The sequence below is a fragment of the Vibrio sp. 10N.286.49.B3 genome (genome assembly GCF_002873395.1).
Lineage (GTDB): Bacteria > Pseudomonadota > Gammaproteobacteria > Enterobacterales > Vibrionaceae > Vibrio.
This window is the reverse complement of sequence record NZ_MCUV01000026.1, coordinates 1-23,540: the sequence shown is the minus strand read 5'-3', so window position 1 is coordinate 23,540 and position 23,540 is coordinate 1. Positions and strand designations below refer to the sequence as shown.

Sequence of the window (23,540 nt, the reverse complement as noted above, 5' to 3'; positions counted from 1 at the left end):
CATAGGGTTCTTATCCAGTACTGTAGTAGGCTTGCTAAGAGTTAAGCAATACCTTGTTCTTTTGCCATCTGCTGCGCGATTTTAGGTGCAAACCACAATGATGGAAGTAAAACGAATGACACTGGTACTGCAGTAATAACAATGAATGATTGCAGAGCAGTAATACCACCCGCACCCATTGAGATTAACACGGCTGCAATCATACCCATGATCACACCCCAGAAAACACGAATTAATGGGTTTGGCTCTGTTGAACCTGTCATTACAACACTAATTGTATAGGTCATTGAGTCACCTGTAGTAACAATAAATGTTGTGGTTAAAATCAAGAACAGAATAGAAATCAACATTGGTAGTGGCAGTTGCTGTGTTATAGCAAGCAGTGCACCAGGTAGGTTGAAGCCTTCAAAACCGCTCGCGACCGAGTTTGGATTGATTAACTCAAACGCTAGACCAGTCCCACCAATAGCACTAAACCAGAAACAAGTGATTAATGGTGCAATGATACTAATTGATAGCACTAATTGACGAATCGTTCTGCCTCGTGAGATACGAGCAATAAAGATCGCCATCATTGGACCATAACCAATAAACCAGCCCCAGAAGAAGATAGTCCACCAGCTTAACCACTCAGTATCGGTGCGATATAGCGCCATTGGTACAAACTGATCAACCATCTGACCCATACCTTGTAGGTAGCCATCAAAGATAAATTGAGTTGGACCAAATACTAAAATGAATAAGATCAAAGCAGCCGATAAAATAATGTTGTAACGACTAACTAGTTGGATACCTCGATTCACACCGCTAAGTGCCGATAGGGTATACATAAGAATGGCACCAATAATTACCAAGCTTTGTGTCGTGAAAGTATCAGGTAAACCAAATAGGTCGTTTAATGCGTAGCTGATTTGCAAACCAAGGAAACCAATTGGTCCAATCGTGCCTGCAGCAACGGCAATAATACAACAAGCATCAACCACATTACCTAAATGACCGCTAATCACGCGCTGACCAAATACCGGGTACAGTAGTGTACGTGGCTTTAATGGTAGACCTTTATTGTAATGAAGGTGCATTAGAACAATAGAACTCAGGCAACCTAGGATCCCCCAAGCGAGGAAGCTCCAGTGCATGAACGATTGTGAAAGTGCATTGATAGCCAACTCTTTTTGCGAGCTTACTTCACCAAAAATTGGCGGAGCAGAAACATAGTGTGCAATTGGCTCAGCAGCAGCCCAGAAAACACCACCACCAGCAAGTAATGTACATAAAATGATGGATAACCACTTAAAGGTATCCATCTCTGGCATTTCAAGCCCACCAAGCTTTACATGGCCAGTACGACCAAACGCAAGAAAGAGACCGATAACAAAGTTCACCAGTAGAAGAACTTGCCAAAATGGACCAAAAACTGTCGTTGCCCAAGCAAACCCTGTATTCACCATACTGGATAGTAATGGTGTGTTGAGTATCGCCATTAAGACAAAGAAAACAAGAAAACTACCACTTAGCCAAAATACCGGGTTAGTCAGTTCTAAGGAGCGGCTAAGTTGGCTCAAAGACTTAGAAGAGAAAGATAAATTAGTTTTAGTTGCTGATTTCTCAGATTTTGCAGTCGTAAGGTTAGACATTAATGTCCCTTCATATCACTTCATAAGAAGTTTATGCATTTCACCTCGTTTACAATTTTAACAGGCTTAACTTAGTGTCAAAATTGTGAGGTACGTCAAAAAAAAGAAGCTATGCTAACATAAAGTAGGTGACTATTTCATGAAGTTTTAGAATTTGATTGTACTTTTCTTCGATATTTTATAGAGACAAAGACATTCATTTTGCATACTTTAAATGGTCGTCTAATCTATGCGTTTCTTTGTTTTATTCAATTTAATCAGTACTTAATGTTGAGGTGCCAGCAATAAGTTAGCGCATATTGTTGGTAGTTATGTTTGATTAGTGATTAATAATGTATTTAACATTCATCGGTGCAAATTTATGATTATTTACTTAAATAGCGTTAAATATTCCTCATATCCTTGCTTTTTGAGCTCATTTTTAGCAATAAAGGTCATTGCAGCAGAGTTCATGCAGTAACGAAGACCTGTTGGTTTTGGTCCATCCGTGAATAGATGCCCAAGGTGGGAATCACCAACTCGACTGCGTATTTCAGTTCTTGGGTAAAGCAGCTTGTAATCGGTTTTGGTTGTGATGAATGCTTCATTAATCGGTTGTGTGAAGCTTGGCCAGCCTGTGCCTGATTTATACTTATCCGTTGAAGAAAAAAGCGGTTCACCAGTCACTACATCAACATAAATACCTTCTTCTTTATTATCCCAATACTCGTTATCAAAAGGTCTTTCAGTTGCTTCATGCTGGGTGACATCGAACTGAAGGGCAGACAACTTGGCTTTAATGGCTGCAGCACTAGGTTTGGTATAGCGGCTTATCGACTGTTTGTGCTGAATTAAACTACGAATGGTTTGTGGCTGCTTATCTCTATCATCACCAAAAACCTCATCAAGATATTGATCTCGACCAGATGCGTGACGGTAGTAGCGGTAACGAATACTATTCTTCTTGTAATAATCTTGATGGTATTCTTCTGCAGGCCAAAATTGGCTAAATTCGATCAGTTCAGTTGCTAAGGGTTTGGGAAAAATATTGGCTTTATCAATTTCAGCCATAAATGAAGCTGCTACTTGCTGTTGAATATCATTATGATAAAAAATAGCAGGTCGATAGTGTCGACCTCGATCAACAAATGAGCCTTGGTTATCCGTAGGATCTATATGGCGAAAAAACTCATCAAGCAGTGCTTCATAACTAATTTTCTCAGGGTTATATGTCACCTGCACAACTTCAATATGCCCCGTTTTACCCGAAGAAACCGCTTTATAGGTAGGATTGTCCACATCACCACCGCTATAACCAGAGATCACGCTACTGACTCCAGATAGTTTTTCTAAATCGGATTCAACACACCAGAAGCATCCACCTGCCAGTGTTGCAACCGCACTATTCTCAGCAGGTGATGAATCCGCAAGGGCAAACTGAGCTGGTAATAGAAGGGCAAAAAAGGTACTAACGCCTCGTTTTGTCAGCCCGAGTTTTACCGATTTGCATTGCATGGATAAAGTCGTCAATGTCTGTCTAAGCATAATGCCCTCACTTATTTGGGGGATGTATTCAAATTATCATTGGTTATTACTATAGACATAGGTAAGTGGGATAAAATTTCATCACCTAGCGATATTATTGCTATTGAGTAGATTAATTATAGTGTAATCGCTGGAATTACGATTGCGCCTTTATTAAGAGAGTAGTAGGTTAGGCAAATAATGTATTGTGAATAACTAAGTAGGGTACAAGATGCAAGCTGAAGTAAAATGGGTCGAAGAATTTAAGTTTCTAGGGCATTCACAGTCTGGTCATTCTGTTGTTATGGATGGCAATGGTGGCGCGACAGCACCAAGCCCAATGGAAATGGTCTTAATGGCAGCGGGTGGTTGTAGTTCAGTTGATGTGGTTGATGGCTTAAAATCAGCAGGACAGGTTGTGACGGAATGCGTTGCTAAATTGACAACAGAACGTCGTGAAACGGCTCCACGTATATTTACTAAGGTTAATATTCATTTTGATGTGTCGGGTGAGAACTTAGATCCTAACGTTGTTGCTCAAGTTGCTGCCGACTCACTAGAGAAGTACTGTTCGGTATGTTTGATGCTAAGCGAAGGACTTGAGATGACGCATAGCTGGGATATCGTTTAAGTACCATAACTTCAAGGTATAAAAAAGCAGAAAGAGGTTCATCTCATTCTGCTTTAATTGAGTATGGTCTAATGGTAATCTCTGACTTTCTTACGGCCATGCTATTATGAATAGCAAGAGTGACAGTGTCACCTATGTTGACTATTCACAAGGTGGAGCAAGATGAATAATCGCAAGGCCACCCAATGATGTCTCACGGTATTTTTTATTCATATCTTTACCCGTCTGATACATAGTCGCGATAACACGATCCAGTGAGATAAGCGATTTGCTTGTACGCTTTAATGCCATGCGAGATGCATTAATGGCTTTCATTGCACCCATGGCATTACGTTCAATACAAGGGACCTGAACTAAGCCGCCAATAGGGTCGCAAGTCATACCCAAAGAGTGTTCCATTGCAATTTCTGCTGCGATACAAATTTGCTCGTTACTACCACCACGCAGTGACGTTAAGCCTGCTGCTGCCATAGAAGATGAAACACCAATCTCACCTTGGCAACCCACTTCTGCACCAGAAATAGAAGCATTCACTTTGTAAAGCATCCCAATCGCACCAGACACCGCTAAGAAATCACGGATCTGTTTTGTGTCTAATGGACGAATGAAACGATGGTAGTACATCAAAACGGCTGGAATAACGCCAGCAGCACCATTCGTTGGTGAGGTAACCACTTGACCACCAGCTGCATTTTCTTCACTAATCGCGAAGGCAAATACGTTAACCCAGTCCATGATCTCCATCGGATCATTTTCTAGGCTGCCATTAGACTCTAGCTTTTTAAGCAGGGCAGGGGCACGACGGGTGACATTTAATCCACCATCTAAGATCCCTTCTGTCTCAAAGCCTCGTTCCATACAAGAAGCCATTACTTGCCAGATTTGGTCTGCTTTGTGTGACAATTCATCTGTTGAGCGGTAAGCCGTTTCATTTTGCTGGATCAAAGCACTGATACTTAATCCGTTTTCTTCTGCCATATTAAGCAGTTGATCAGCGGTTTTAAATGGATAGTCCAGCGTTACTTTTTCAGCTTTGCTGCCGTGTTCTAATTCATCAGCGGTAACAATAAACCCACCACCAATAGAGTAGTAAGTCTCGATCGCTAGTTGCTTACCTTGTGCATCAAAGGCGGTAATGGTCATGCCATTTTCGTGCAAAGGCAGATTGTCTTCATGAAAAAGCATGTCGCTTTCCATATCAAAATCAATCATATGTGTACCAGACAATGGTAAGCGTTTTTCCTTAATGCTTGTGGCCATTTGTTGATTAGCTTCGATGATGTTGATCGCATCAGGCTTATTACCTAATAGACCAAGAATCGATGCTCTATCGGTATGGTGACCAATACCCGTTAACGATAAAGAACCATAGAGATCAACTTGAACTCTCTCTACATCCTGTAGAAAATCTTTGATGATTTGAGTAAAGTCAAAACCCGCGATCATCGGGCCGTTGGTGTGGGAGCTGGAAGGTCCAACGCCAATTTTGTAGATATCAAAGATAGACAACATAAATAATTACCTAGAAAAAAAAGTAAAAAGCCAATTGGGTAGGACAAAGCACAATGCAATGGTCATTACCGCAAAAACGAACAGTCCATATTGGTAAGCTGTTGGTTTGGCAAAAAGGTGTTTCTGTTTTTTAATAAAGTCGACTTGTTGTGGTGAATGAAACAATAAAGGTAGTGTAATTAAGTACATAATCCAAAGTTATACTATGGTATTTCAGATGCTTAATTATCATAATACAGGTATGGTAAGGCATCATTAATTTGAATAACTGATAGATATAGAAGGACTCGTACCCACAAACTAATATTGATTTGTGTATGGTTTCAACATTCTTAGTGGTCAGTGTACGTTGACCAGAGTTGATTAGACTCGTAGGCGCTAAAACACAATAAACTGACCAGTTCAAGTCGCCATTTCAATACCCAAATGAGACTAGAATTGACGATTATTAATGTATCTATTAAGTCTTCAGGTCACGCTTGGTTTTCTTGAATAAGGTTTATATACGATATTACAAAAATTGCAATACCGCTTATTAATAAAACTATAGATTACAACATATCCGTCCATATCACTGTCAAAATAATATCGTTAGATACAAAAAATTTAGTTAGGCCTATGAGCCCTGTGAATCTCGTTGAGCGTAAAATATTGCTATCGGTAGAGTAGTATTCTGATGTGAGTGCTGAAATGGCAAGTAGAGTGTTCGTTTAAAATACTAAATATCGGATTAATTTAACATTTTATTAATCCGATGCTTAGATAAAATGATCGTGTTTATTGCTTAATTTCCATGCCATCATCAGTATGATTGTTACGATAGAATTCCCACTGCTCGACACGTTCTTCATTTGGCAAGTTGCAGTATGTTACTCGACGCTTATTTTCACTAACCGTTTCTAATTTACCATCCTTTTGAGCACAGTAAACCGCTGCTGGGTTTGACATTTTTGTATAGTTTTTTATCTCTTCGTCTTGCTCATATTGAGCACAGCCTGTCAGTGTCATACCCATCACTACACCAATAAAAATGGAGACCTTTTTCATAGTTACCTCTTATCTAGCTGATACGTTATTCTTACTCTTTTCATTGTAGAGTAGTTTTAATACACTTGTAACGGATTGAGTTAAAAACTCGTGTACTATCATATTTATAAATACGCCCCGATCTTAGCAACACTATTCATTCAGATTTTAGCGAGCCTTTTCTATGCGCCACATTAAAACCATGATCCATCCAGAGGTTACCCATCTTGATAATCAGTCCATTTATCAGCGTAATGCTGCTCGTGCGATAGTGCTCAATGGAGAAGAGATATTATTACTTTATACACAGCGCTACGATGATTATACCATCCCAGGAGGGGGGCTTAATGAAGGGGAGGACCCGATCGCTGGTATGCTACGAGAGTTGCAAGAAGAAACGGGTGCAAACAACATTCATTCAATTAAGCCTTTTGGCATTTTTGAAGAGTTTCGTCCGTGGCATAAAAATGATGCCAATGTCGTTCACATGATCTCATATTGCTACACATGCAAAATAGACCAACAGCTTGGTGCAACGGCCTATGAAGCGCATGAACTACGCAATGGCATGCATCCGGTGTGGGTTAATATCCACGAAGCGATTAAGCATAATGAAACGACCATGGCGCAAAGCAGTAAAAAAGGTCTAAGCATTGAGCGTGAAACTTATTTACTGCACCTCATAGCCAAAGAAATGTTATAAGTCTTCTCCAGCGACTTAGCTGTTTTTAATTAAGCTATTTGTCATTATGATTAGCCAAATATTTATTTTTACCTGCGTTTTTTGCTAGATACATATTCTTATCGGCTTGGCTGATCATTTTATCAATATTGTGGGGTAGTGTTGCACTAATGCTCACCCCAATACTAACCGTAATTTTTAGCGGCTGATTTTGGTAAGTAAAGGCATGATTTTCACAATGATTTCGGATAGTTTCTGCCATAGAAAAAGCGTCTTCAGGTTTTTCTATGGTATTAAAAATAATAAATTCTTCGCCACCCCAACGACCTAAGTAAGCTGAGCTAGGTAGTAGCGAAGAGCAAAGTTTAGCAAACTCTTTTAAAACAAAATCACCCGCAGAGTGGCTATATTGGTCGTTAATATTTTTGAAGTCATCAAGATCAAGTAATAAGCAGGCTATTTGCTCATGCTGACTTTGCTTATCTTCGACAATATTGAGGATACCACGACGATTGAGCACATCGGTGAGTGGATCATGACAGGCTTGATAGCGGATCTTTTTTTCTAAGAGATGGGTCTCTGTTACATCAATCAAGGATATTTGAATTGCAGGCTCGCCATCCCAATCTATCTTACTTTCAAGGATATGAAAGTATTTTATATTGCCTTCAAAATCAATATTTGCAATAACAACATCAGAGTCGCTTATCTCGTTGTTCATCAGCTTTCTGTTTTGTTCTATCGCAAATTCAAGACCATCTTGGGTTATGATGCATTTGAGGCTATCCATAGCCATCAGTTGCGCAATAGAGTCTGCCTTAATCATTTTAGCGAAGGCAGGGTTAACCATTAGCAGCTTGAAATTTCTGTGTACGATAAAACCCTGAGTTGAATTCCAAAAGAGATCTTTGTACTTCTGTTCTTGTTTAAGCAGTTTAGTATGCTCATGATCCAACATATCGATATTGATCACATTGACCTGGACTGCTGGTTCTCCTTCCCACTCAATTAGGTTATCAAAAGCAATAATAGAGAGCAGGCGACCATCTTTATCTTGGTTGATGAAACTGCGGATCGTCGGTGTTTTGGGGATTTTTCCACCTTGTATAAGATCATTATAATTGTCTTGAGCAACTTCATGAAAGGTCGGATCAATGAGTTCAAATATAGAGCTAAGGGCCATCACTTCTTCAGCTGAATTAAAGCCAAAAATATGCGCATAATCATCATTAACGAAAAGCGGCTTAAAGTTACGATGAATAATAATGCCAAAAGAAGGGTCTTGGTGAGATGTAAGGGGCATAATGACCTATTGGATTCTTAAGTGTAAAGAGTTACGAGTTATTGGTTATGCTCTGGCGGTTTTTTGTAATTATGGTATTCATTGCCAGTCGCTAGTGCGTTGCTAATGTATAGTTTTAATCATTAAATTTATTTTTATACATATCAGAATCAGCATGGTTAAGTAGGGTATCAAAAGAGAGACCATGGGTTGGGTATTCAGCACTGCCTAAACTTAGCGAAATGTTGAGTACGAGATCATCAATAATAAAAGGTGATTTAAGTTCATCGTGAATACTTTGAATTAAATCAGGTAGTTGCTCTTTATTGTTTGAACAAGAAGTCAAAATCACAAACTCATCACCACCGATACGCGCCACTAAATCTTGTTGTGGTAAAAAAGCTCTTATTCGACAAGATAGGGCAAATAATAGCTTGTCTCCAATTGAGTGGCCATATTGGTCGTTAACTTTTTTAAAGCCATTAAGATCAAAATAGAGTAGCTGGAATCGACAGTGGTTAGCATCGCACTCTGCAATGCGTTGCTTGATACAGCTGATTAGCATGCGACGGTTAGGCAGTTGTGTTAATCCATCGTGTAGTGCAAGGTATTCAATTTCCGTTTTAGCTTGCTCAATCTCTTGCTTTTCTTGCTGTATTTTAGCCGTTAATTCGATCAGCTGATTGTGAGTTCGGCCATTACGAACCGCGATGCTGAGGTAATGCGCTAAACTGTGTATCAAAGAGAGCATTTGAGAGTCAAAAACATCGGCATAAGAGCTTTGTAGAGTAATAACACCGAGCTTCTCATCAATAAAATTAAGCGGGAAATAAACAGCGGATTTCATTTTTATGTTATGAAGCCCATGACTTCTTGTGCCTGCCAGACCACTTTCATCGACTAAGAGCATTTCTTGTCTTATAAAGCATTTAGCATTCAAGCTGCTGGCTTCGCTTAATGGAATTTGAAAAGCGTCGACACGTTCCTGGAAAGCGATGGAGTAGTCAAAATCTAGGCACTTAGTCTCTTCATTATACAGACCCATAGCAATCGCACTTAATTTCATTACTTTAGAAATTGAGGTATAAAAGGTCGCAAGGATTTCTTCTATATCAAGACTGGATGCGAGGTTTTGACCGATTTTTTCAACCAGTAAAAGTCGTTCGTGCAGTAACTCAAGTTCCAAGCGCATTTTACGCTCATGTTTTGCTTCTTTGGTTAAGTGAGCAATGCGTTTATTTTGCTGGAATAAAATAAGTTGTTGTTGAGCTTCAATGCCATCAAGGCGCTCTTGCTCTTGCTTGGCTTGTTGCAGTGCATGATAAGCGTGTTCAAAGGAACTGATACGGGCATAACATTGACTCAACACTTCCGAGGCTTTGATGATTCTGCTCGGTGTATTGGTGTGATTATGGTTAAGAACCAGCTGCTCAAAAATAGCGATGGCTTTGTGGTAAGCACCGAGCTGGAAAAGGGCACAGCCATATTCATACTGTGCTTGGTAAAAAGTGATACCCGCGCTAGACAGGGTGTAGTCGGTAATTAATTGCAGGTATTGGTTGGTCGACGCTTGAGTTTGCTCTAGAAAGTAACGCTGCCTTGCCGAGCAGAGCGCCGCTGAAAATAGTGCCGTGTTGCATTGGCTCGTTTTTGCTAAGCGCGTGGCTAAGTGGATGTGTTGCTCTGCTTGAGACAGTGATCCTTTTACCTGCAAGGCTTCAGCCATCGAACTATGATAAATACTGAGGTTATCATCACCAATAGTATCAACTAACGGTTGCGTCGTGATTAACTTTTCTATTTCGCTTAGAGCCGTTAACGACGTATCCATATCATCAAGCTGTAGGTAGATATTGACAATATTGAGATGGATTGGAAGAGCTAACTCTGGTTGATTTGAATCACTGACTAACTCAATCGCTTGGGTGAACGTGGTCACGGCCGATTTGAATAAGCTTTGCTCCATATAGGCAGAGCCAAGGCCGTTTAAACTACGAATTATTTTTTCAGCGTTGTCTTGTTGGTTGAACAGTTGAACACTACGTAGAAAATGTTCGGTCGCTTGCTCTGGAGAACCGCTGTAGATATGGCACCAACCTAATTGTAATGCACACTCAGCTTCAATCGCTATATTGTGCCCTTCGCTTGATAGGACATCGTCTATAATCGCGAATGCTTTTGTAGCGTCAGATTGCATAACAATCCAACTTTCATCTAAAAGCTGCTGAGTATTGGTGATGATTACATTATCCACAATGGTTGCTCTTTTTTACTCATAAAACGGAAATCAATTACAAGCAATGGCTCTATGACATTGAAAATATCGGAACATTTGTTTGTAATGGGTCTCTTATTGTCTTATTTTTATCAAAATACAATGTCAATTTTTAAAATACGGAAATTCCTCATCGTTATCAATTGCATATAGAGCTTGTTGTATGCTAAATCTCATGAGCAATATAGCAGATTAATTTCTAATTATCGCTATTAAACTGACTACTTAGCGCGCTTTGTTAATACCATCGCACTATCTCTATCTCTATCTCTATCTCTATTACTATAGCCAGCGGCGAACTTTATTTTTATAGGCGACATACTCATCATCAAATAAATGAGCTAAGTGTTTTTCTTCTGGTTTTATCTGATATCGATTTATATAACTGATAAAAACAGGGCAAATAAGAAACGAAGCGATACTTTGTATATACACCCCAAAAGCAATAAGCACACATAACATCCCAAGATACATGGGGTTTCTAGAATATTGGTAGATCCCACTTTGTACCAACGTTGTGGTTTCATGTTTTAGTTGAGGGTGAACCGTGGTTCGTGCTTTACGACATTCGAAAAAACCCGAGAACATAACCCCCACACCGATAACACCCACGATCATCGCAATTTCTGCCGTTACTCCGGAAATATCCAGGTAAGCGGGCACCATAGCAAGTAGCAGCATAAGAAGCAGACAAATGACCAAAACAAGCAAAGGTGGTACTTTTAAATCTAACTCTATCATTTATATAGCCTTTATTCTTTAAAGTCTAACCTTTTGGTCGAAACTATCATTAAAAATGAAAGGGTGCTGTGATCTTATCAGCTTTGTCAAAATTTGCGGCGCTTAAAAAGGGAGGAATGTGATATTTATAATAGCACATAGAAAAAAGCCCCTGATGAAAGGTCATCAAGGGCTCGCTCATCATTTTATCTTACTCATCAGATAAAACGATTGATGTGATAGCAGCGTATATTGACTAACGCGGCTATTTGATTACATAAGTAGGACCTGCGATTTCAGCCGTGATCACTGTTAACTTGTTAACATCAGCACCAACATTTTCAGCTGACTGGAAGCCATTCACATTCTGTAGAGCTGGAACCGTTGTTGAGAAGTGAGTAATGAGTTCAGGGTGTACAACTTGACCACCGTAAACTTCATTGGTGTAAGTTGCGTTAGTTAAAGCAAACTCTTCACTTGCACGAGCTGCAAACTGATCGTCAGAACCTGTGCTTACTAGGTTATTGCTAAAGTGGATGTGGTCGCCTGCGTAGATATCTTCTACAACGTTATTATCAAATAGGCTGACACGGTGTGCTTGGTCACCATGGATGATCCCCCACTGTGCATCGATAATAGTATTATTTGAAATTTGTAGGTTCTTTGGCGTCCACTGTTTGTTTAGCTCTTTGCCTTTCGTTGCTTGTGATAGCTTCTCGCCATTTTTAACATCGATAATACCGGTGTTAATTACGATCGCGCCACGTACATCCGCATTACCTTCAACAGTACCTTCTGTACCGCGAGTGTTGCTGATGTAGTTATTGTTGATGATGTGGTCTTCATCGTAAATACGGATACCGCCAGTTAGGTCTTTTTCGTTACCTAGAATAACGTTATTTTCAACTATCGTCGCTTTACCGTGGCGTAGTGAAACCATTGCCGCACTTTCAAAAATCGTGTTGCCAGAGATAGTGTTTGCGCCAGATTTAATTGAAATTAGCTCACGCTCACCGTCCATATTGATTAGTAGGTTATTGCTAAAGCTTGTGTTTGAAGGGTATTGAGATGCTTTACTATCACCAATACGGATAGCTTCCCAGCTGTTTGCGTTGTAACGAACCGCTTTTTTAATCGCTAATTCATTGTGCTGGTTTTGCTGCATGTCTAGGAAGATGTTGTTTTCGATAGTGTGATTATCAACCGTATCGTCAGGCTTTTGAACACCAATTAACGTGCCGCGCTTCTGTTTACCTTCAAAGCGGTTATTAATGACTTTTGCCTCTTTACCCCATAGCGATAACCATAGGTAGCGAGGGTATTCTTGACGAGCTTCATCTGGCTCATAAGCGTAATCATCGTTGAAGTAGTAGAACGTTGAGTTTTGAAGTGTGTTGTTGTTACCTTTCAAACGTACGCCACCCATACGCTCACTAGGACCACCTTCTGTGAAAACTAAACCGTCTAAAGTAACGTCATCACCTAAAATGTCGAATTGTAAAAGACCCGTCATCCAAGCGGTGCCTGGTTGCTCTGCTTTAATCGTTACATTGTTTGCTGCAATTTCGATGTAACCGAAGTCTGGGTATTTACCCGCCGGAATAGTAATCACATCGCCATCTTTTACATTGGCAAACTGTGCTTTAAGGGCATCGATATTTTTCTGAGAGCTAGCTTGTACATCTTGTTTAGCGATCGTTTGTAGACGTTCGCTAGCTAATAAACTTTCACGAGTTACATCATCAACATTGAATGCATAAGCTTGTGTGATGCTTAGCAGGAGTAATGTAGCGAGTGTTGTTTTTTTCATCGTATAGACCTTTGATTAATCACAGAGTGGAGATAATTTAAAGAAATTAATTAGGGTAGCTTTCTTTATGATGTTTCTTTTTCTGCGACTATAAAAGGTTCAAGCTATATTTGTAGTATTATATGTATTGTTATCGATCTAGATCGTGTTTATGACATACAATTCGCTTAAAAGTTTGATCTGAAGCACACTATTTACGTTAAACTAAACGAGAGATAGGCTAAATATTTTAGCGATCTTAGATTTATGTATGACAAATCAGACGCTATCCGATAAACCTGATGGTAGGTTAGCCATTGCATAATCAATAAAGGCTCGCAGTCTTGCTGGCATGTATTTGGTCTGTGCAAACTGCATGGCAATCGAACCATGGTAGTTACTTTTTATCGTCCAATCTTCCAGTACCGGTATAACTTCATTTCTATTTAAAGCATCTTGAATAACAAAATCATGAAATATGCCAATTCCTAAACCATCTTTCACCGCTTTAAGGCGCATTTGAGAGTGATTAACGGCATATCGCCCTGAAACCGCCACGCTATGAAAAAGATCCTCTTTAAAAAAATCCCACACATTATCTTTGGTCGTTTCAGCCAAATACAAACAGTCATGCATCACTAAATCTGTCGGGTGACGCGGTAAGCCATGCTGAGCTAAATAATCTGGGCTGGCACATAAGACTAAGTTGGTTTTGCCGATCTCTTTTAAGACTAAATTCTCATCGGGCTTATCGGTTAATTTAAACGCGATATCAATCCCATGCTGGAAAATGTCAATCTCACCATCAATCACGCGCAATTTTAATTGAATATTAGGGTAGGCACCTAAAAATGGGATGACTAACGGTTCGAGGACGGAGTTAAGGAAAGCTTCAGGAGCGGCAATGGTGATTGATCCTGATGGGTCTAAGTGATCGGACTTTGACACTTCAATCGCTTGTTCGGCGGCATTGAGCATGATGACAGCTTGGTCATACACTTTCTTGCCGGTTGGCGTGATGATCAGTTTACGAGTCGTGCGTTCAAACAACTTAGCCGAAAGTGCCTTTTCTAAGCGGGTGATCAACTTACTGAGTGCTGAGGGCGTGACTTCGAGCTTTTTAGCCGCAGCAGTGAAGCTACCTTCATTTACGACTAAAATGAAAGAAGCGAGATCTGGGAGCAGGGTAATAAGTTTTACTTGGAGCATAGTGATTCCTACCGTAGCGATGTTTATTTGTGCCTGTGGTTCATTAATGTTTTTCCATCTCATAGGATAATACCACGCTTTAAGATCGACTAAACTAGCCAGCAATAAATCAAGCGGGAAAGATGCTATCGGTCCTGCATTTTACCGAGACTCATTTCTCGGCAATTCATCTTTAGGAAGGAAATAACGATGTCTTCTGCATTCTACCAACAGATTCAAAACCAAATTGAAGAAGTGAAAACTGAAGGGCTTTACAAGTCTGAGCGCATTATCACATCAGCTCAAAAAGCCGCCGTTTCTATCTCAACAGGTCAAGACGTACTTAACTTCTGTGCAAACAACTACCTTGGTCTTGCTAACCACCCAGCGCTTATCGAAGCGGCTAAAAACGGTATGGACGAGCACGGCTTTGGTATGGCTTCTGTTCGCTTTATCTGTGGTACGCAAGATTCACACAAAGAGCTTGAGCAAAAGCTATCTACTTTCCTTGGTAAAGAAGACACTATCTTATACACCTCTTGTTTTGACGCGAACACAGGTTTGTTCGAAACGATTCTAGGTAAAGAAGACGCGATCATTTCAGATGCACTAAACCACGCGTCAATCATTGATGGTGTGCGTTTATGTAAAGCAATGCGTTTCCGTTACGCGAACAACAACATGCAAGAGCTAGAGCAACAGTTAATTGCTGCTAAAGAAGCGGGCGCTCGTAACACGTTAATCGTAACTGATGGCGTATTCTCGATGGACGGCGTGGTTGCTAACCTTCCTGCTATCTGTGATTTAGCGGATAAGTACGAAGCACTAGTGATGGTTGATGATTCTCACGCTGTGGGCTTCATGGGTGAAAATGGCGCTGGTACACACGAATTCCATAACGTTGTTGACCGTATCGACATCATTACAGGTACGCTAGGTAAAGCAATGGGCGGCGCTTCAGGTGGTTACACGTCTGGTAAGAAAGAAGTGATTGACTGGTTACGTCAGCGTTCTCGTCCGTACCTATTCTCTAACTCTGTAGCACCTGCCATTGTTTCAGCATCTATTCGTGTTATTGATCTGCTTGCTGAGTCTGGTGACCTACGTAAAACACTTTGGGAAAACTCGGCACACTTCCGTACTCGTATGGAAGCGGCAGGTTTCACTATGGGCGGTGCTGATCACGCGATTATCCCAATTATGCTTGGTGATGCGAAAGTTGCAGCAGAATTTGCAGAACGCGCACTAGAAAAAGGCATCTACGTAGTCGGTTTCTCTTTCCCAGTGGTACCAAAAGGTCAAGCTCGCATCCGTACACAAATGTCAGCAGCACATACACGTGAACAGCTAGACGGTGCTATTGATGCATTTATCCAAGTTGGTAAAGACATGGGTATCATCTAATTCGAGTTTATCGTCGACACATTGATAAAAACGAACACCATTAGATAACGATTATATTTTGATTCTCGCTTTACTTATCGGTATGGCGAGATGAATTAGGTAAGATTATGAAAATTAAAGCATTAGCGAAACTTAAGCCGGAAGAAGGCATTTGGATGACTGAGGTCGATAAACCTGAAATGGGTTATAACGATCTTCTTATCCGTATTAAGAAAACAGCAATTTGTGGTACTGATGTACACATCTACAACTGGGATGAGTGGTCACAAAACACGATTCCTGTCCCTATGGTTGTTGGCCATGAGTACGTAGGTGAAGTGGTTGGTATTGGCGAAGGCGTTCGTGGCTTTGAGCTTGGTGATCGCGTTTCTGGTGAAGGTCATATCACTTGTGGTCATTGTCGTAACTGTCGTGGCGGTCGTACTCACCTTTGTCGTAATACAACGGGTGTTGGTGTAAACCGTACTGGCGCATTCTCTGAGTTTCTAGTGATCCCTGCATTCAATGCGTTCAAGATCCCTGCTGAGATTTCAGATGATCTTGCGTCTATCTTTGACCCATTTGGTAACGCTGTTCACACTGCGCTTTCTTTCGATCTCGTTGGTGAAGACGTGCTAATCACAGGTGCTGGTCCTATCGGTATCATGGCAGCTGCAGTGGCTCGTCACGTTGGTGCTCGTCATGTCGTTATTACTGATGTTAACGAATACCGCCTGGATCTTGCTAAGAAGATGGGTGTGACTCGCGCAGTCAACGTAATGGAAGAGAAGCTTGAAGATGTGATGTCTGAGCTTGGTATGACAGAAGGTTTTGATGTAGGTCTAGAAATGTCTGGTAACCCATCAGCGTTTAACAGCCTACTAGCGAACATGAACCACGGTGGTAAGGTTTCTCTACTGGGTATTCCACCATCGGACATGTCAGTAGATTGGAACCAAGTGATTTTCAAAGGCTTGGTGATCAAAGGTATCTACGGCCGTGAAATGTTCGAAACGTGGTATAAGATGGCTAGCCTTATCCAATCAGGTCTAGATCTGACTCCAATCATCACTCACCACTTCAAGGTTGATGACTTCCAAGCAGGCTTCGACGCTATGCGTAGCGGGCTTTCAGGCAAAGTTATCCTTGATTGGGAGTAGGGTAGATTAGGGATTTATGGTCTAGGTGTTGCCGGATTGTCGAGTGGTGATAAATCACTAAAAAGGACAATATAGCCTTACTTAACCCATAAAAAAGCCCCAATTTAGCCCCAAGAGATGTGAAAAAGCCCCAATAATATTTTGGGGCTTTTTTTGTCATAGAAAGTATCAATGATAGTGCTTTAGTTTGCTTCTAAGCCAAAAAATATCATCAGGGCAGGGCAGTAAAAGATAGAGAAATTGCTTTGGCGGTATAAGAGAAAGCAAGTGATCTTGCATGATGAGTGCGTCGCCTTGATACTTTTCTCAAGGCGAGTGAGGCTGAGATAAGATTAGAACAGTAATCTTATGAATAAATTAGCAATTTTCTCACTCTCTATTGTGGTCTTTCCCTTTAATTCTATTTCAGCCATTATCCTTATTATCTTCACCTTTCGGCTACCTCGGTCGAGTTATTCCCAAGCAAGCTATCTCATGCTAGCAACACGTACCTGCTACCTATCTCGATTGGCTTTCAAATCGGTGCTGTTTAATGTGTAAAGTCACAGTTAAATAGCTAATAAATTAGATACACCGCACGGAATATTTATTAATAGATCTGAAGCGTTTATCTTGCAGGTTTAAGTTGGTAGTGTGTTGTTTGTAAATTGAGCGGTGATGCTTTTGTTCGGCCAACATCAAGATAACGAGTCTTGGTAATAGTAGGTAGAGATCTTGCTTTGGCAGTATAAGAAAAAAGCAAAGTGAGAATGCGCATTTTGTTTGTATTAATAATCAGGCTGTTGCTAGTGGTGAATTAACTAGTGAAAAGTGCCGATGCGCATGCGTAGTAATATAATGTTAGCCATTAAGGATTTGCTGTGACCGAGTATGATGCTTTTATCGCCTTTATTTCGTTTTGTTTTGGTGCATTGTCAATTTACTTGACTGCTTATACAAAAGAGAAAGGAAAGAATAAAGCTCTTAAAGAGGATGTTTTCGAATTAGAGAATGAAAAGCAAAAGATAATTGCAAAATTTCAAACAGAAATGGAAGAAATTAAGAAACAGCATTCTTTAGATGTTAAAAAACGAGAGTTTAAATATATAGATAAACGTGAGCAATTTACAAAATACTTTGCTTTATTAGAAGGGTTTCATAGTAAAACTAACTCAATGATTGTACAAAGCTTTCAGCCTATAATTGGTGAATTTTTAGTTGCGTTCATGAATGGTACTCAAGAAGAGCAGAATGTGGCAATTCATAACTTTAGTAATTCAATTAACGTACTATCTCAAGAATTGAATAATGAGCTACTTACGCTAAAAACGGAAACCCATGGTGTTAGGTTAATATCTAGTGTTGAACTTGATTTGTTGCTTAATGAATTAGAGTTTGCAGTAACAAAGTCAACGAATGATGCGACTGCTATGACACAGTTTATGTCTAAACCTGAATTTTGGGCTGATCAATCATTGTTAAAACCATATGAAGAACAGAACCTCAAATCAGGTGAAAAAGTAGCAGAAATACATGAAAAAGTTAAATTACAAATGAAAGCTGAGCTGAATGTGATTTAATGGCTAATAAGGCACTTAAATGGAACTAAAACAGTAGGTTATGTTTCGATTCGCTACACATTTTAACCCACTATTTTAGTCCGCTTAGTGCGGCGTTATGTGCCAATTTAATCCGTGCGTTTGAGGAGTAATTTTGAAAAATACGATTATTGATCTAGCGTTAAAAGTTAGGTCTGTATATGAACAAGGTTCTCGGGAAAAATTTAACTTGTTTTCCTATTCGTTTCAGTTTCCTAAAAACAGTTGTGAGGGAGCATCAAGAGTATTTGCTCACCTTGTAAGTATACATATACCTAACAGCAAAGTTGCAGTTGTAGAGGGCTATGATCATCCTAATGATGACAGGCATTATTGGGTTTTAGTAGATGATCTAATATATGATTTAACTTGCGATCAGTTTAATGGATTTACTTCCCCAATTCTTGGTGAAAATACAAATCCTTTGAGTAAGAAGTATAGTGACCTTGATATAATTAAAGGTGATGATATTTTTGTTAATTGGACTCCTGGTGGTCGATACGATAAATCGGAAACTATTGGGTATATAGAGCATCACCTTGCAGGCACATAACAAAAAAGGATTAAGTGTTGTGCAGCCAACACTAAATTCCGGGTGTTGAACAAGCCCGAAGCCACTTATTATTAGTAAATTGTGCAATCTTGTATGGTGGGTGCATCGCCTTGATACTTTTCTCAAGGCGAGTGAGGTTGAGATAAGGTTACAACAGTAACCTTATCAATAGATTAGCGATTTCTTCACTCTCTATTGTGTTCTTTCTTCTTTAATTATATTTCTGTCAGTATCCTTATCATCTTCACCTTTCGGCTACCTCGGTCGAGTTATTCCCACGTAAGCCATCTCATGCTGGCAACACGGACACTACATACCTGCCTCGATTGGTTTTCAATTCGGTGCTGTTTAATGTGTAAAGTCACAGTTAAATAACTAATAAATAAGATGTACCGCACGAAATATTCATTGATGGTTCTGAAGCGTTTATCTTGGCGGTTTAAGTTGCTAATGTGTTGTTTATAAAATGAGCGTTGATGTTTGTTCAACCAACATCAAGATAGCGACAGTAGGGCACTAGTAGATAGTGGTATTGCTTCGGCGGTATAAGAGAAAAACAAAGTGAGCATGCGCATTTTGTTTGTATTAATAACCAGGCTGTTGCTAGTGGTGAATTAACTAGTGAAAAGTGCCGATGCGCATGCACAGTAATATAATGTTAGCTATTTGCATCAAAATTTGTATATATAATAAGGTATGAAATATGAAACGTATGTTGGTATTAGGTGCATCTATCGTCGTTGCTTCAGGGCTTCTTGGCATAGAACAGCTCAATAGTTTCAAACAATTTAGTAATGTAATCGAACTGACATCAGGAAAAATTAGGCTGGGTGAAGTTTACCGTGAGACACTTAGTTCTACATATGAGGTTACGTTCGAAGGTGATAAACATACTTCAACGTCTGTTTACGCAAATACTAAAGATCTCTATTCTTCTGCTCGTGAAGATCTAATCGAGATGTTAGACAAGGTAAATAAAAACAGAGAGGATAAAAAAGAAGAACCGCTATCCATCGATAGCGTGAGATGGACTAAAAGTGCCACAATTAGCCTAGTTACCAAAGTAACCTATCAGTCAGAGTTCCATCCAAACTTTGTTCTCACCATTGACGACACAACTATAGAACATAACGCTGATTCACAAGACCCTAAGAATATCTCTGAATACTTAGCGGAACTGAAGTCGTACTCAGCGAAAATGGTATCGCAATATGAAAAAAGTAATTCATTTATCAAATAGCGAACAAACGCTTCAATAGGGCAGTCAACGCTTGGCGGGTTTATTACCAATTGCCAAGCTCTGTGTTTCTGGCATTTCAGGTGGAGTATAGTGGTAGCGTTTTCTGCCAATTAAGCGGGCGTTATACCTTATCGGAGAAAACTACATGGAGTTAGTTGTACCATCGCAAGAGTTTAAGTCTGCTTTCGAATATTTCTATAGGGACTTTGTTCAAAACGATGTCGAAAATGCTGACTACTACCTTGAAGGTCAAACTGATTTTTCCAAATATGTTCAGCGTTTGAGTGACGAAGCTGCGGGTATAAACCTACGTGAGGGTTATGTGCCATGTAGTCACTTTTGGCTGATCGATAGTACCGGGTGTATCCTTGGAGCTATTCGGATTCGTCACAATATCGACAATGATTTTCTCGCTTTAGAAGCTGGGCATATTGGCTACGATATAGCCCCCTCATATCGTGGAAAGGGTAATGGTAAGTTAATGCTAAAGCTTGCTCTTTCGATAGCTTTAGCACTTGGCATCGAACGAGCACTACTGACCGCTGATGAGGATAACTTTGCATCTCGTGGTGTCATCGAAGCTAATGGTGGTGAGTTTGAACAGATCGTTATAGGTAAGGTTTTTCCATATCCTTTGGCTAGGTATTGGGTTAACTGTAAGTAACGGTATAAAGCGTTATGTCACTCAGAGGAAATATGTACGAATCTAATGTAAAAAACATCATCTCTAGAAATGAACAGTTGGCTAGTTTCTGGGGGAATAGTCATGGTTGGGCACCTGAGTCAGCGGCTGACTGAATGTCTAAATCACGACTAGATTGGTAGGTAGCGTTGTTTGCCAATTAACCGGACGTTGATATTGCAATTATAATTCGAGGGTTTGCATGAAAACAGTTGGTCTTTTAGGTGGTATGAGCTGGGAAAGTTCAGTGGGGTATTATCGAGCAATCAATGAAGGTGTTAAAGGTTCTTTAGGTGGTCTTCATTCAGCAAAAATCGCTATGTACAGTGTCGATTTCGATCCCATTGAAAAGTTACAGCATGATGGTGATTGGGAAGGTACCGCAAAGATACTCTCTGGAGCTGCTAAAAATGTGCAAAATGCAGGCGCAGATTTTTTACTTATCTGTACAAACACTATGCATAAAGTAGCTCCGCAAATAGAAAAAGCAATTGATATTCCTCTGTTACACATTGCAGATGCAACTGCTGAAGTTCTTGTTAAAAAAGGAATTAAAACTGTTGGCTTATTGGGAACCGCTTTCACAATGGAGCAAGAATTTTATAAAGGTAGGTTAAATGAAAATTATGGATTAACAGTTCTAGTACCTAATGAAGCAGATAGAAAAATTGTCCATAATGTAATTTATAAAGAGCTTTGCTTAGGTAATTCACTTCCTGCCTCTAAAATCGAGTATTTGAGAATTATTGAATCTTTAGCTAACCAAGGGGCGGAGGCCGTAATTCTTGGCTGTACAGAAATAGGTATGTTGGTTGAGCAAACTGATACTGAAATAACACTTTTAGACACAACATATATTCATGCTCAAAAAGCTGTTGAATGGGCAATTAAACAGAGCTAAAACAGTTGGTTAAGCTTCACATCGCTCCACATTATAACCAACAATTTTAGGCAACAATTATTAGTCTCTTAGTGGGGCGTTATACGTTACGTAAGGAGTCGATATGATCGTAATCTTCGGAATTAAAGAAAAGCTCAATCCTATAAAAGCACAACTCTCAGATGTTATTCACGGGTGTATGGAATCAGTTCTGGGTATGCCAGAAGATAAACGTGCCCATCGATTTATACCGATGGATAAAGAAGATTACTATTATCCAGATGGTCGTAGTAATGCTTATACCGTGATTGAAATAAATATGATGGAAGGTAGGACGGTTGAAACGAAAAAGGCATTAATTAAGTCTTTATTCTCTACAATTGAGTGTGAATTAGGAATATTACCGATTGATGTTGAAATTACCATTAAAGAGCAACCAGCGCATTGTTGGGGTTTCAGAGGCATGACTGGCGATGAAGCAAAAGATCTGAAATATCAGGTCAACGTATAATAAAACATCAGCATTATTTACTACATTCGGCGCTCTAGCTTTGTCTTTAGTTTCAGTGGTTAAGGCGGTAAAATTCAGTCAAGTCTGTGTCGCAGTAAACGTGTTATTGCGACGTGATGCTGAATGACATCGGAGGGTATCTTGGCGTTAGATAAAGCTTTATCAAAATTATTTCTACCAGATAATGATAGTTGGTTAAAACATGCTAACCCTTGGTCGGTTTGGTCTAGATTTGCTACATTGCCGTTTATTGTTTTAAGTATTTGGTCTCGAGTTTGGATTGGGTGGTATTGCCTTATTCCTATCTCGGTTCTTATCTTTTGGGTTTGGATAAATCCAACATTGTTTTCTAAGCCAAAGCACTTTAATAGTTGGGGCGCTAAAGCTGTATTAGGTGAGCGCGTGTTTATGAATAGGAAAGAAGTGCCAATACCAAAAGACCACTTAAAAGTAATAGTAATATTAAATGTGCTTCAATCCTGTGGTGGAATTATACTGATTTACGGTATGTGGAGCTTAGATTTAGCTATTACTCTTCACGGCATGGCTTATGTATACCTAACTAAAATGTGGTTTTTGGATCGTATGGTTTGGCTTTATGAGTCTTCAAATTCGGCATAATAAACAAGTATTAAGTGTCACGCAGCCAACACTAAATCCCAGGTGTCCCCCTGTGTCAGGCTAGTTGTCACTGTTAAAAATTAACCAATCAGAGGGGCGGTAACAGAGGAAATATGTCTCGTTACTCACAAGAAAGAAAAGAAGCAGTATTGAAAAAGTTGTTGCCCCCACACTCTCGCTCTGTGGCCGAAGTAGCAAAAGAAGAAGGCATCTGCGATGCGACACTGTATTATTGGCGCAAACAACTTCGAGAATCAGGAGCCGTTGTGCCAAATAGTCATACCCCTTCAGAGCATTGGTCTGCGCAAACTAAGTTAGCCATTGTCGCTGCGACGTTTTCTATGACAGAAAACGAATTAAGCCAGTACTGTCGTGAAAACGGGTTGTACCCAGAAGAAGTCCAGCAGTGGCGCAGCGAATGTATGCAGGGGTTCATGTCATCGAAGGAACGTGAAGCCGAGGCAAAGAAACAAGCTAAAGCCGACAAGCATGAAATCAAAGAATTGAAGAAAGAGCTTCGCTTTAAAGAAAAAGCGTTAGCAGAAACAGCCGCCTTGTTGGTGCTAAGAAAAAAGCTGAGGGCCTTTTACGGGGAAGAGCCAGAGGACGACTAACCTCAACCGAAGAAAGGCAAAATATCGTTGCACTCATCCATGAAGCATGTCAGAGAGGCAGTCGCTTAGAGCGAGCG

General features: G+C 40.0%; 21 protein-coding genes. 12 read left to right on the top strand and 9 right to left on the bottom strand.

The annotated features are described in order from the left end of the window. Positions 1-41 precede the first annotated feature (41 nt). A complete protein-coding gene (locus BCU68_RS09820) occupies positions 42-1,634 on the bottom strand; it encodes a BCCT family transporter (RefSeq protein WP_102564603.1) in 1,593 nt (530 codons plus the stop codon). A gap of 369 nt (positions 1,635-2,003) precedes the next feature. Next, positions 2,004-3,128 (bottom strand): peptide-methionine (R)-S-oxide reductase MsrB, encoded by a 1,125-nt coding sequence (msrB, locus tag BCU68_RS09815; protein ID WP_102564629.1) that lies wholly within the window; start codon positions 3,126-3,128, stop codon positions 2,004-2,006. Between the two features lie 241 nt (positions 3,129-3,369). On the opposite strand from msrB, the gene BCU68_RS09810 reads away from it, so the two are divergent. Beyond that, positions 3,370-3,768 (top strand): OsmC family protein, encoded by a 399-nt coding sequence (locus BCU68_RS09810; protein WP_102564602.1) that lies wholly within the window; start codon positions 3,370-3,372, stop codon positions 3,766-3,768. A gap of 141 nt (positions 3,769-3,909) precedes the next feature. Here BCU68_RS09810 and BCU68_RS09805 read toward each other — a convergent pair whose 3' ends face one another. Both BCU68_RS09805 and BCU68_RS09800 read right to left on the bottom strand, forming a co-directional pair. Next, on the bottom strand, positions 3,910-5,280 hold the full coding sequence (locus BCU68_RS09805; RefSeq protein ID WP_102564601.1) for an L-serine ammonia-lyase: 1,371 nt from the start codon (positions 5,278-5,280) through the stop codon (positions 3,910-3,912). A gap of 777 nt (positions 5,281-6,057) precedes the next feature. Then, positions 6,058-6,294: a DUF333 domain-containing protein gene (locus BCU68_RS09800; protein WP_241901344.1), complete on the bottom strand. Its 237-nt coding sequence runs from the start codon at positions 6,292-6,294 to the stop codon at positions 6,058-6,060. 196 nt (positions 6,295-6,490) lie between these two features. Here BCU68_RS09800 and BCU68_RS09795 point away from each other — a divergent pair, with 196 nt between their 5' ends. Beyond that, positions 6,491-7,009 carry an NUDIX domain-containing protein gene (locus BCU68_RS09795; RefSeq protein WP_102564599.1) on the top strand — a complete coding sequence of 173 codons (519 nt, stop codon included), beginning with the start codon at positions 6,491-6,493 and terminating at the stop codon, positions 7,007-7,009. A gap of 34 nt (positions 7,010-7,043) precedes the next feature. Here BCU68_RS09795 and BCU68_RS09790 read toward each other — a convergent pair whose 3' ends face one another. From BCU68_RS09790 to BCU68_RS09770, 5 genes are all read right to left on the bottom strand, one after another. Continuing rightward, on the bottom strand, positions 7,044-8,291 hold the full coding sequence (locus BCU68_RS09790) for a sensor domain-containing diguanylate cyclase (RefSeq protein WP_102564598.1): 1,248 nt from the start codon (positions 8,289-8,291) through the stop codon (positions 7,044-7,046). A 115-nt stretch (positions 8,292-8,406) separates the two neighbouring features. After that, positions 8,407-10,524 (bottom strand): sensor domain-containing diguanylate cyclase, encoded by a 2,118-nt coding sequence (locus BCU68_RS09785; protein WP_102564597.1) that lies wholly within the window; start codon positions 10,522-10,524, stop codon positions 8,407-8,409. 303 nt (positions 10,525-10,827) lie between these two features. Continuing rightward, complete coding sequence (locus BCU68_RS09780) at positions 10,828-11,286, bottom strand: isoprenylcysteine carboxylmethyltransferase family protein (protein ID WP_102564596.1); 459 nt, start codon at positions 11,284-11,286, stop codon at positions 10,828-10,830. Positions 11,287-11,530: 244 nt separating this feature from the next. Further along, positions 11,531-13,075 (bottom strand): polysaccharide lyase 6 family protein, encoded by a 1,545-nt coding sequence (locus BCU68_RS09775; protein WP_102564595.1) that lies wholly within the window; start codon positions 13,073-13,075, stop codon positions 11,531-11,533. 258 nt (positions 13,076-13,333) lie between these two features. Beyond that, a complete protein-coding gene (locus BCU68_RS09770; RefSeq protein WP_102564594.1) occupies positions 13,334-14,263 on the bottom strand; it encodes a LysR family transcriptional regulator in 930 nt (309 codons plus the stop codon). A 189-nt stretch (positions 14,264-14,452) separates the two neighbouring features. Between BCU68_RS09770 and BCU68_RS09765 the strand changes: the two genes are divergently transcribed. The 10 genes from BCU68_RS09765 to BCU68_RS09720 all read left to right on the top strand — a co-directional run bounded on the left by BCU68_RS09765 (position 14,453) and on the right by BCU68_RS09720 (position 23,463). After that, on the top strand, positions 14,453-15,646 hold the full coding sequence (locus BCU68_RS09765; RefSeq protein ID WP_102564593.1) for a glycine C-acetyltransferase: 1,194 nt from the start codon (positions 14,453-14,455) through the stop codon (positions 15,644-15,646). Positions 15,647-15,753: 107 nt separating this feature from the next. Next, a complete protein-coding gene (gene tdh, locus BCU68_RS09760; protein ID WP_102564592.1) occupies positions 15,754-16,785 on the top strand; it encodes an L-threonine 3-dehydrogenase in 1,032 nt (343 codons plus the stop codon). 860 nt (positions 16,786-17,645) lie between these two features. After that, positions 17,646-18,344 carry a hypothetical protein gene (locus tag BCU68_RS09755; protein ID WP_198591715.1) on the top strand — a complete coding sequence of 233 codons (699 nt, stop codon included), beginning with the start codon at positions 17,646-17,648 and terminating at the stop codon, positions 18,342-18,344. Between the two features lie 133 nt (positions 18,345-18,477). Then, complete coding sequence (locus BCU68_RS09750) at positions 18,478-18,915, top strand: hypothetical protein (protein ID WP_102564591.1); 438 nt, start codon at positions 18,478-18,480, stop codon at positions 18,913-18,915. A gap of 703 nt (positions 18,916-19,618) precedes the next feature. Then, on the top strand, positions 19,619-20,155 hold the full coding sequence (locus tag BCU68_RS09745) for a hypothetical protein (protein ID WP_102564590.1): 537 nt from the start codon (positions 19,619-19,621) through the stop codon (positions 20,153-20,155). Positions 20,156-20,300: 145 nt separating this feature from the next. Beyond that, entirely contained in the window at positions 20,301-20,819 is a 519-nt protein-coding gene (locus BCU68_RS09740; protein ID WP_102564589.1) for a GNAT family N-acetyltransferase, read from the top strand. Positions 20,820-21,039: 220 nt separating this feature from the next. Then, positions 21,040-21,738 carry an aspartate/glutamate racemase family protein gene (locus BCU68_RS09735; protein ID WP_102564588.1) on the top strand — a complete coding sequence of 233 codons (699 nt, stop codon included), beginning with the start codon at positions 21,040-21,042 and terminating at the stop codon, positions 21,736-21,738. A gap of 103 nt (positions 21,739-21,841) precedes the next feature. Next, complete coding sequence (locus tag BCU68_RS09730) at positions 21,842-22,228, top strand: tautomerase family protein (protein ID WP_102564587.1); 387 nt, start codon at positions 21,842-21,844, stop codon at positions 22,226-22,228. Positions 22,229-22,369: 141 nt separating this feature from the next. Then, positions 22,370-22,849: a DUF6653 family protein gene (locus BCU68_RS09725; RefSeq protein ID WP_102564586.1), complete on the top strand. Its 480-nt coding sequence runs from the start codon at positions 22,370-22,372 to the stop codon at positions 22,847-22,849. A gap of 113 nt (positions 22,850-22,962) precedes the next feature. Next, positions 22,963-23,463, top strand: a complete 501-nt coding sequence (locus tag BCU68_RS09720; RefSeq protein ID WP_102564585.1) for a transposase — start codon at positions 22,963-22,965, stop codon at positions 23,461-23,463. Positions 23,464-23,540 lie beyond the last annotated feature (77 nt).

Excerpts from the sequence above, each read along its gene's own strand:
- BCU68_RS09800 (WP_241901344.1), bottom strand. The coding sequence starts at position 6,294 with ATGGGTATGACACTGACAGGCTGTGCTCAATATGAGCAAGACGAAGAG.
- BCU68_RS09730 (WP_102564587.1), top strand. The coding sequence starts at position 21,842 with ATGATCGTAATCTTCGGAATTAAAGAAAAGCTCAATCCTATAAAAGCA.
- tdh (WP_102564592.1), top strand. The coding sequence starts at position 15,754 with ATGAAAATTAAAGCATTAGCGAAACTTAAGCCGGAAGAAGGCATTTGG.
- msrB (WP_102564629.1), bottom strand. The coding sequence starts at position 3,128 with ATGCAATGCAAATCGGTAAAACTCGGGCTGACAAAACGAGGCGTTAGT.
- BCU68_RS09805 (WP_102564601.1), bottom strand. The coding sequence starts at position 5,280 with ATGTTGTCTATCTTTGATATCTACAAAATTGGCGTTGGACCTTCCAGC.
- BCU68_RS09780 (WP_102564596.1), bottom strand. The coding sequence starts at position 11,286 with ATGATAGAGTTAGATTTAAAAGTACCACCTTTGCTTGTTTTGGTCATT.
- BCU68_RS09810 (WP_102564602.1), top strand. The coding sequence starts at position 3,370 with ATGCAAGCTGAAGTAAAATGGGTCGAAGAATTTAAGTTTCTAGGGCAT.
- BCU68_RS09720 (WP_102564585.1), top strand. The coding sequence starts at position 22,963 with ATGTCTCGTTACTCACAAGAAAGAAAAGAAGCAGTATTGAAAAAGTTG.
- BCU68_RS09795 (WP_102564599.1), top strand. The coding sequence starts at position 6,491 with ATGCGCCACATTAAAACCATGATCCATCCAGAGGTTACCCATCTTGAT.
- BCU68_RS09765 (WP_102564593.1), top strand. The coding sequence starts at position 14,453 with ATGTCTTCTGCATTCTACCAACAGATTCAAAACCAAATTGAAGAAGTG.
- BCU68_RS09745 (WP_102564590.1), top strand. The coding sequence starts at position 19,619 with ATGAAACGTATGTTGGTATTAGGTGCATCTATCGTCGTTGCTTCAGGG.
- BCU68_RS09735 (WP_102564588.1), top strand. The coding sequence starts at position 21,040 with ATGAAAACAGTTGGTCTTTTAGGTGGTATGAGCTGGGAAAGTTCAGTG.
- BCU68_RS09775 (WP_102564595.1), bottom strand. The coding sequence starts at position 13,075 with ATGAAAAAAACAACACTCGCTACATTACTCCTGCTAAGCATCACACAA.
- BCU68_RS09740 (WP_102564589.1), top strand. The coding sequence starts at position 20,301 with ATGGAGTTAGTTGTACCATCGCAAGAGTTTAAGTCTGCTTTCGAATAT.
- BCU68_RS09820 (WP_102564603.1), bottom strand. The coding sequence starts at position 1,634 with ATGTCTAACCTTACGACTGCAAAATCTGAGAAATCAGCAACTAAAACT.
- BCU68_RS09770 (WP_102564594.1), bottom strand. The coding sequence starts at position 14,263 with ATGCTCCAAGTAAAACTTATTACCCTGCTCCCAGATCTCGCTTCTTTC.
- BCU68_RS09790 (WP_102564598.1), bottom strand. The coding sequence starts at position 8,291 with ATGCCCCTTACATCTCACCAAGACCCTTCTTTTGGCATTATTATTCAT.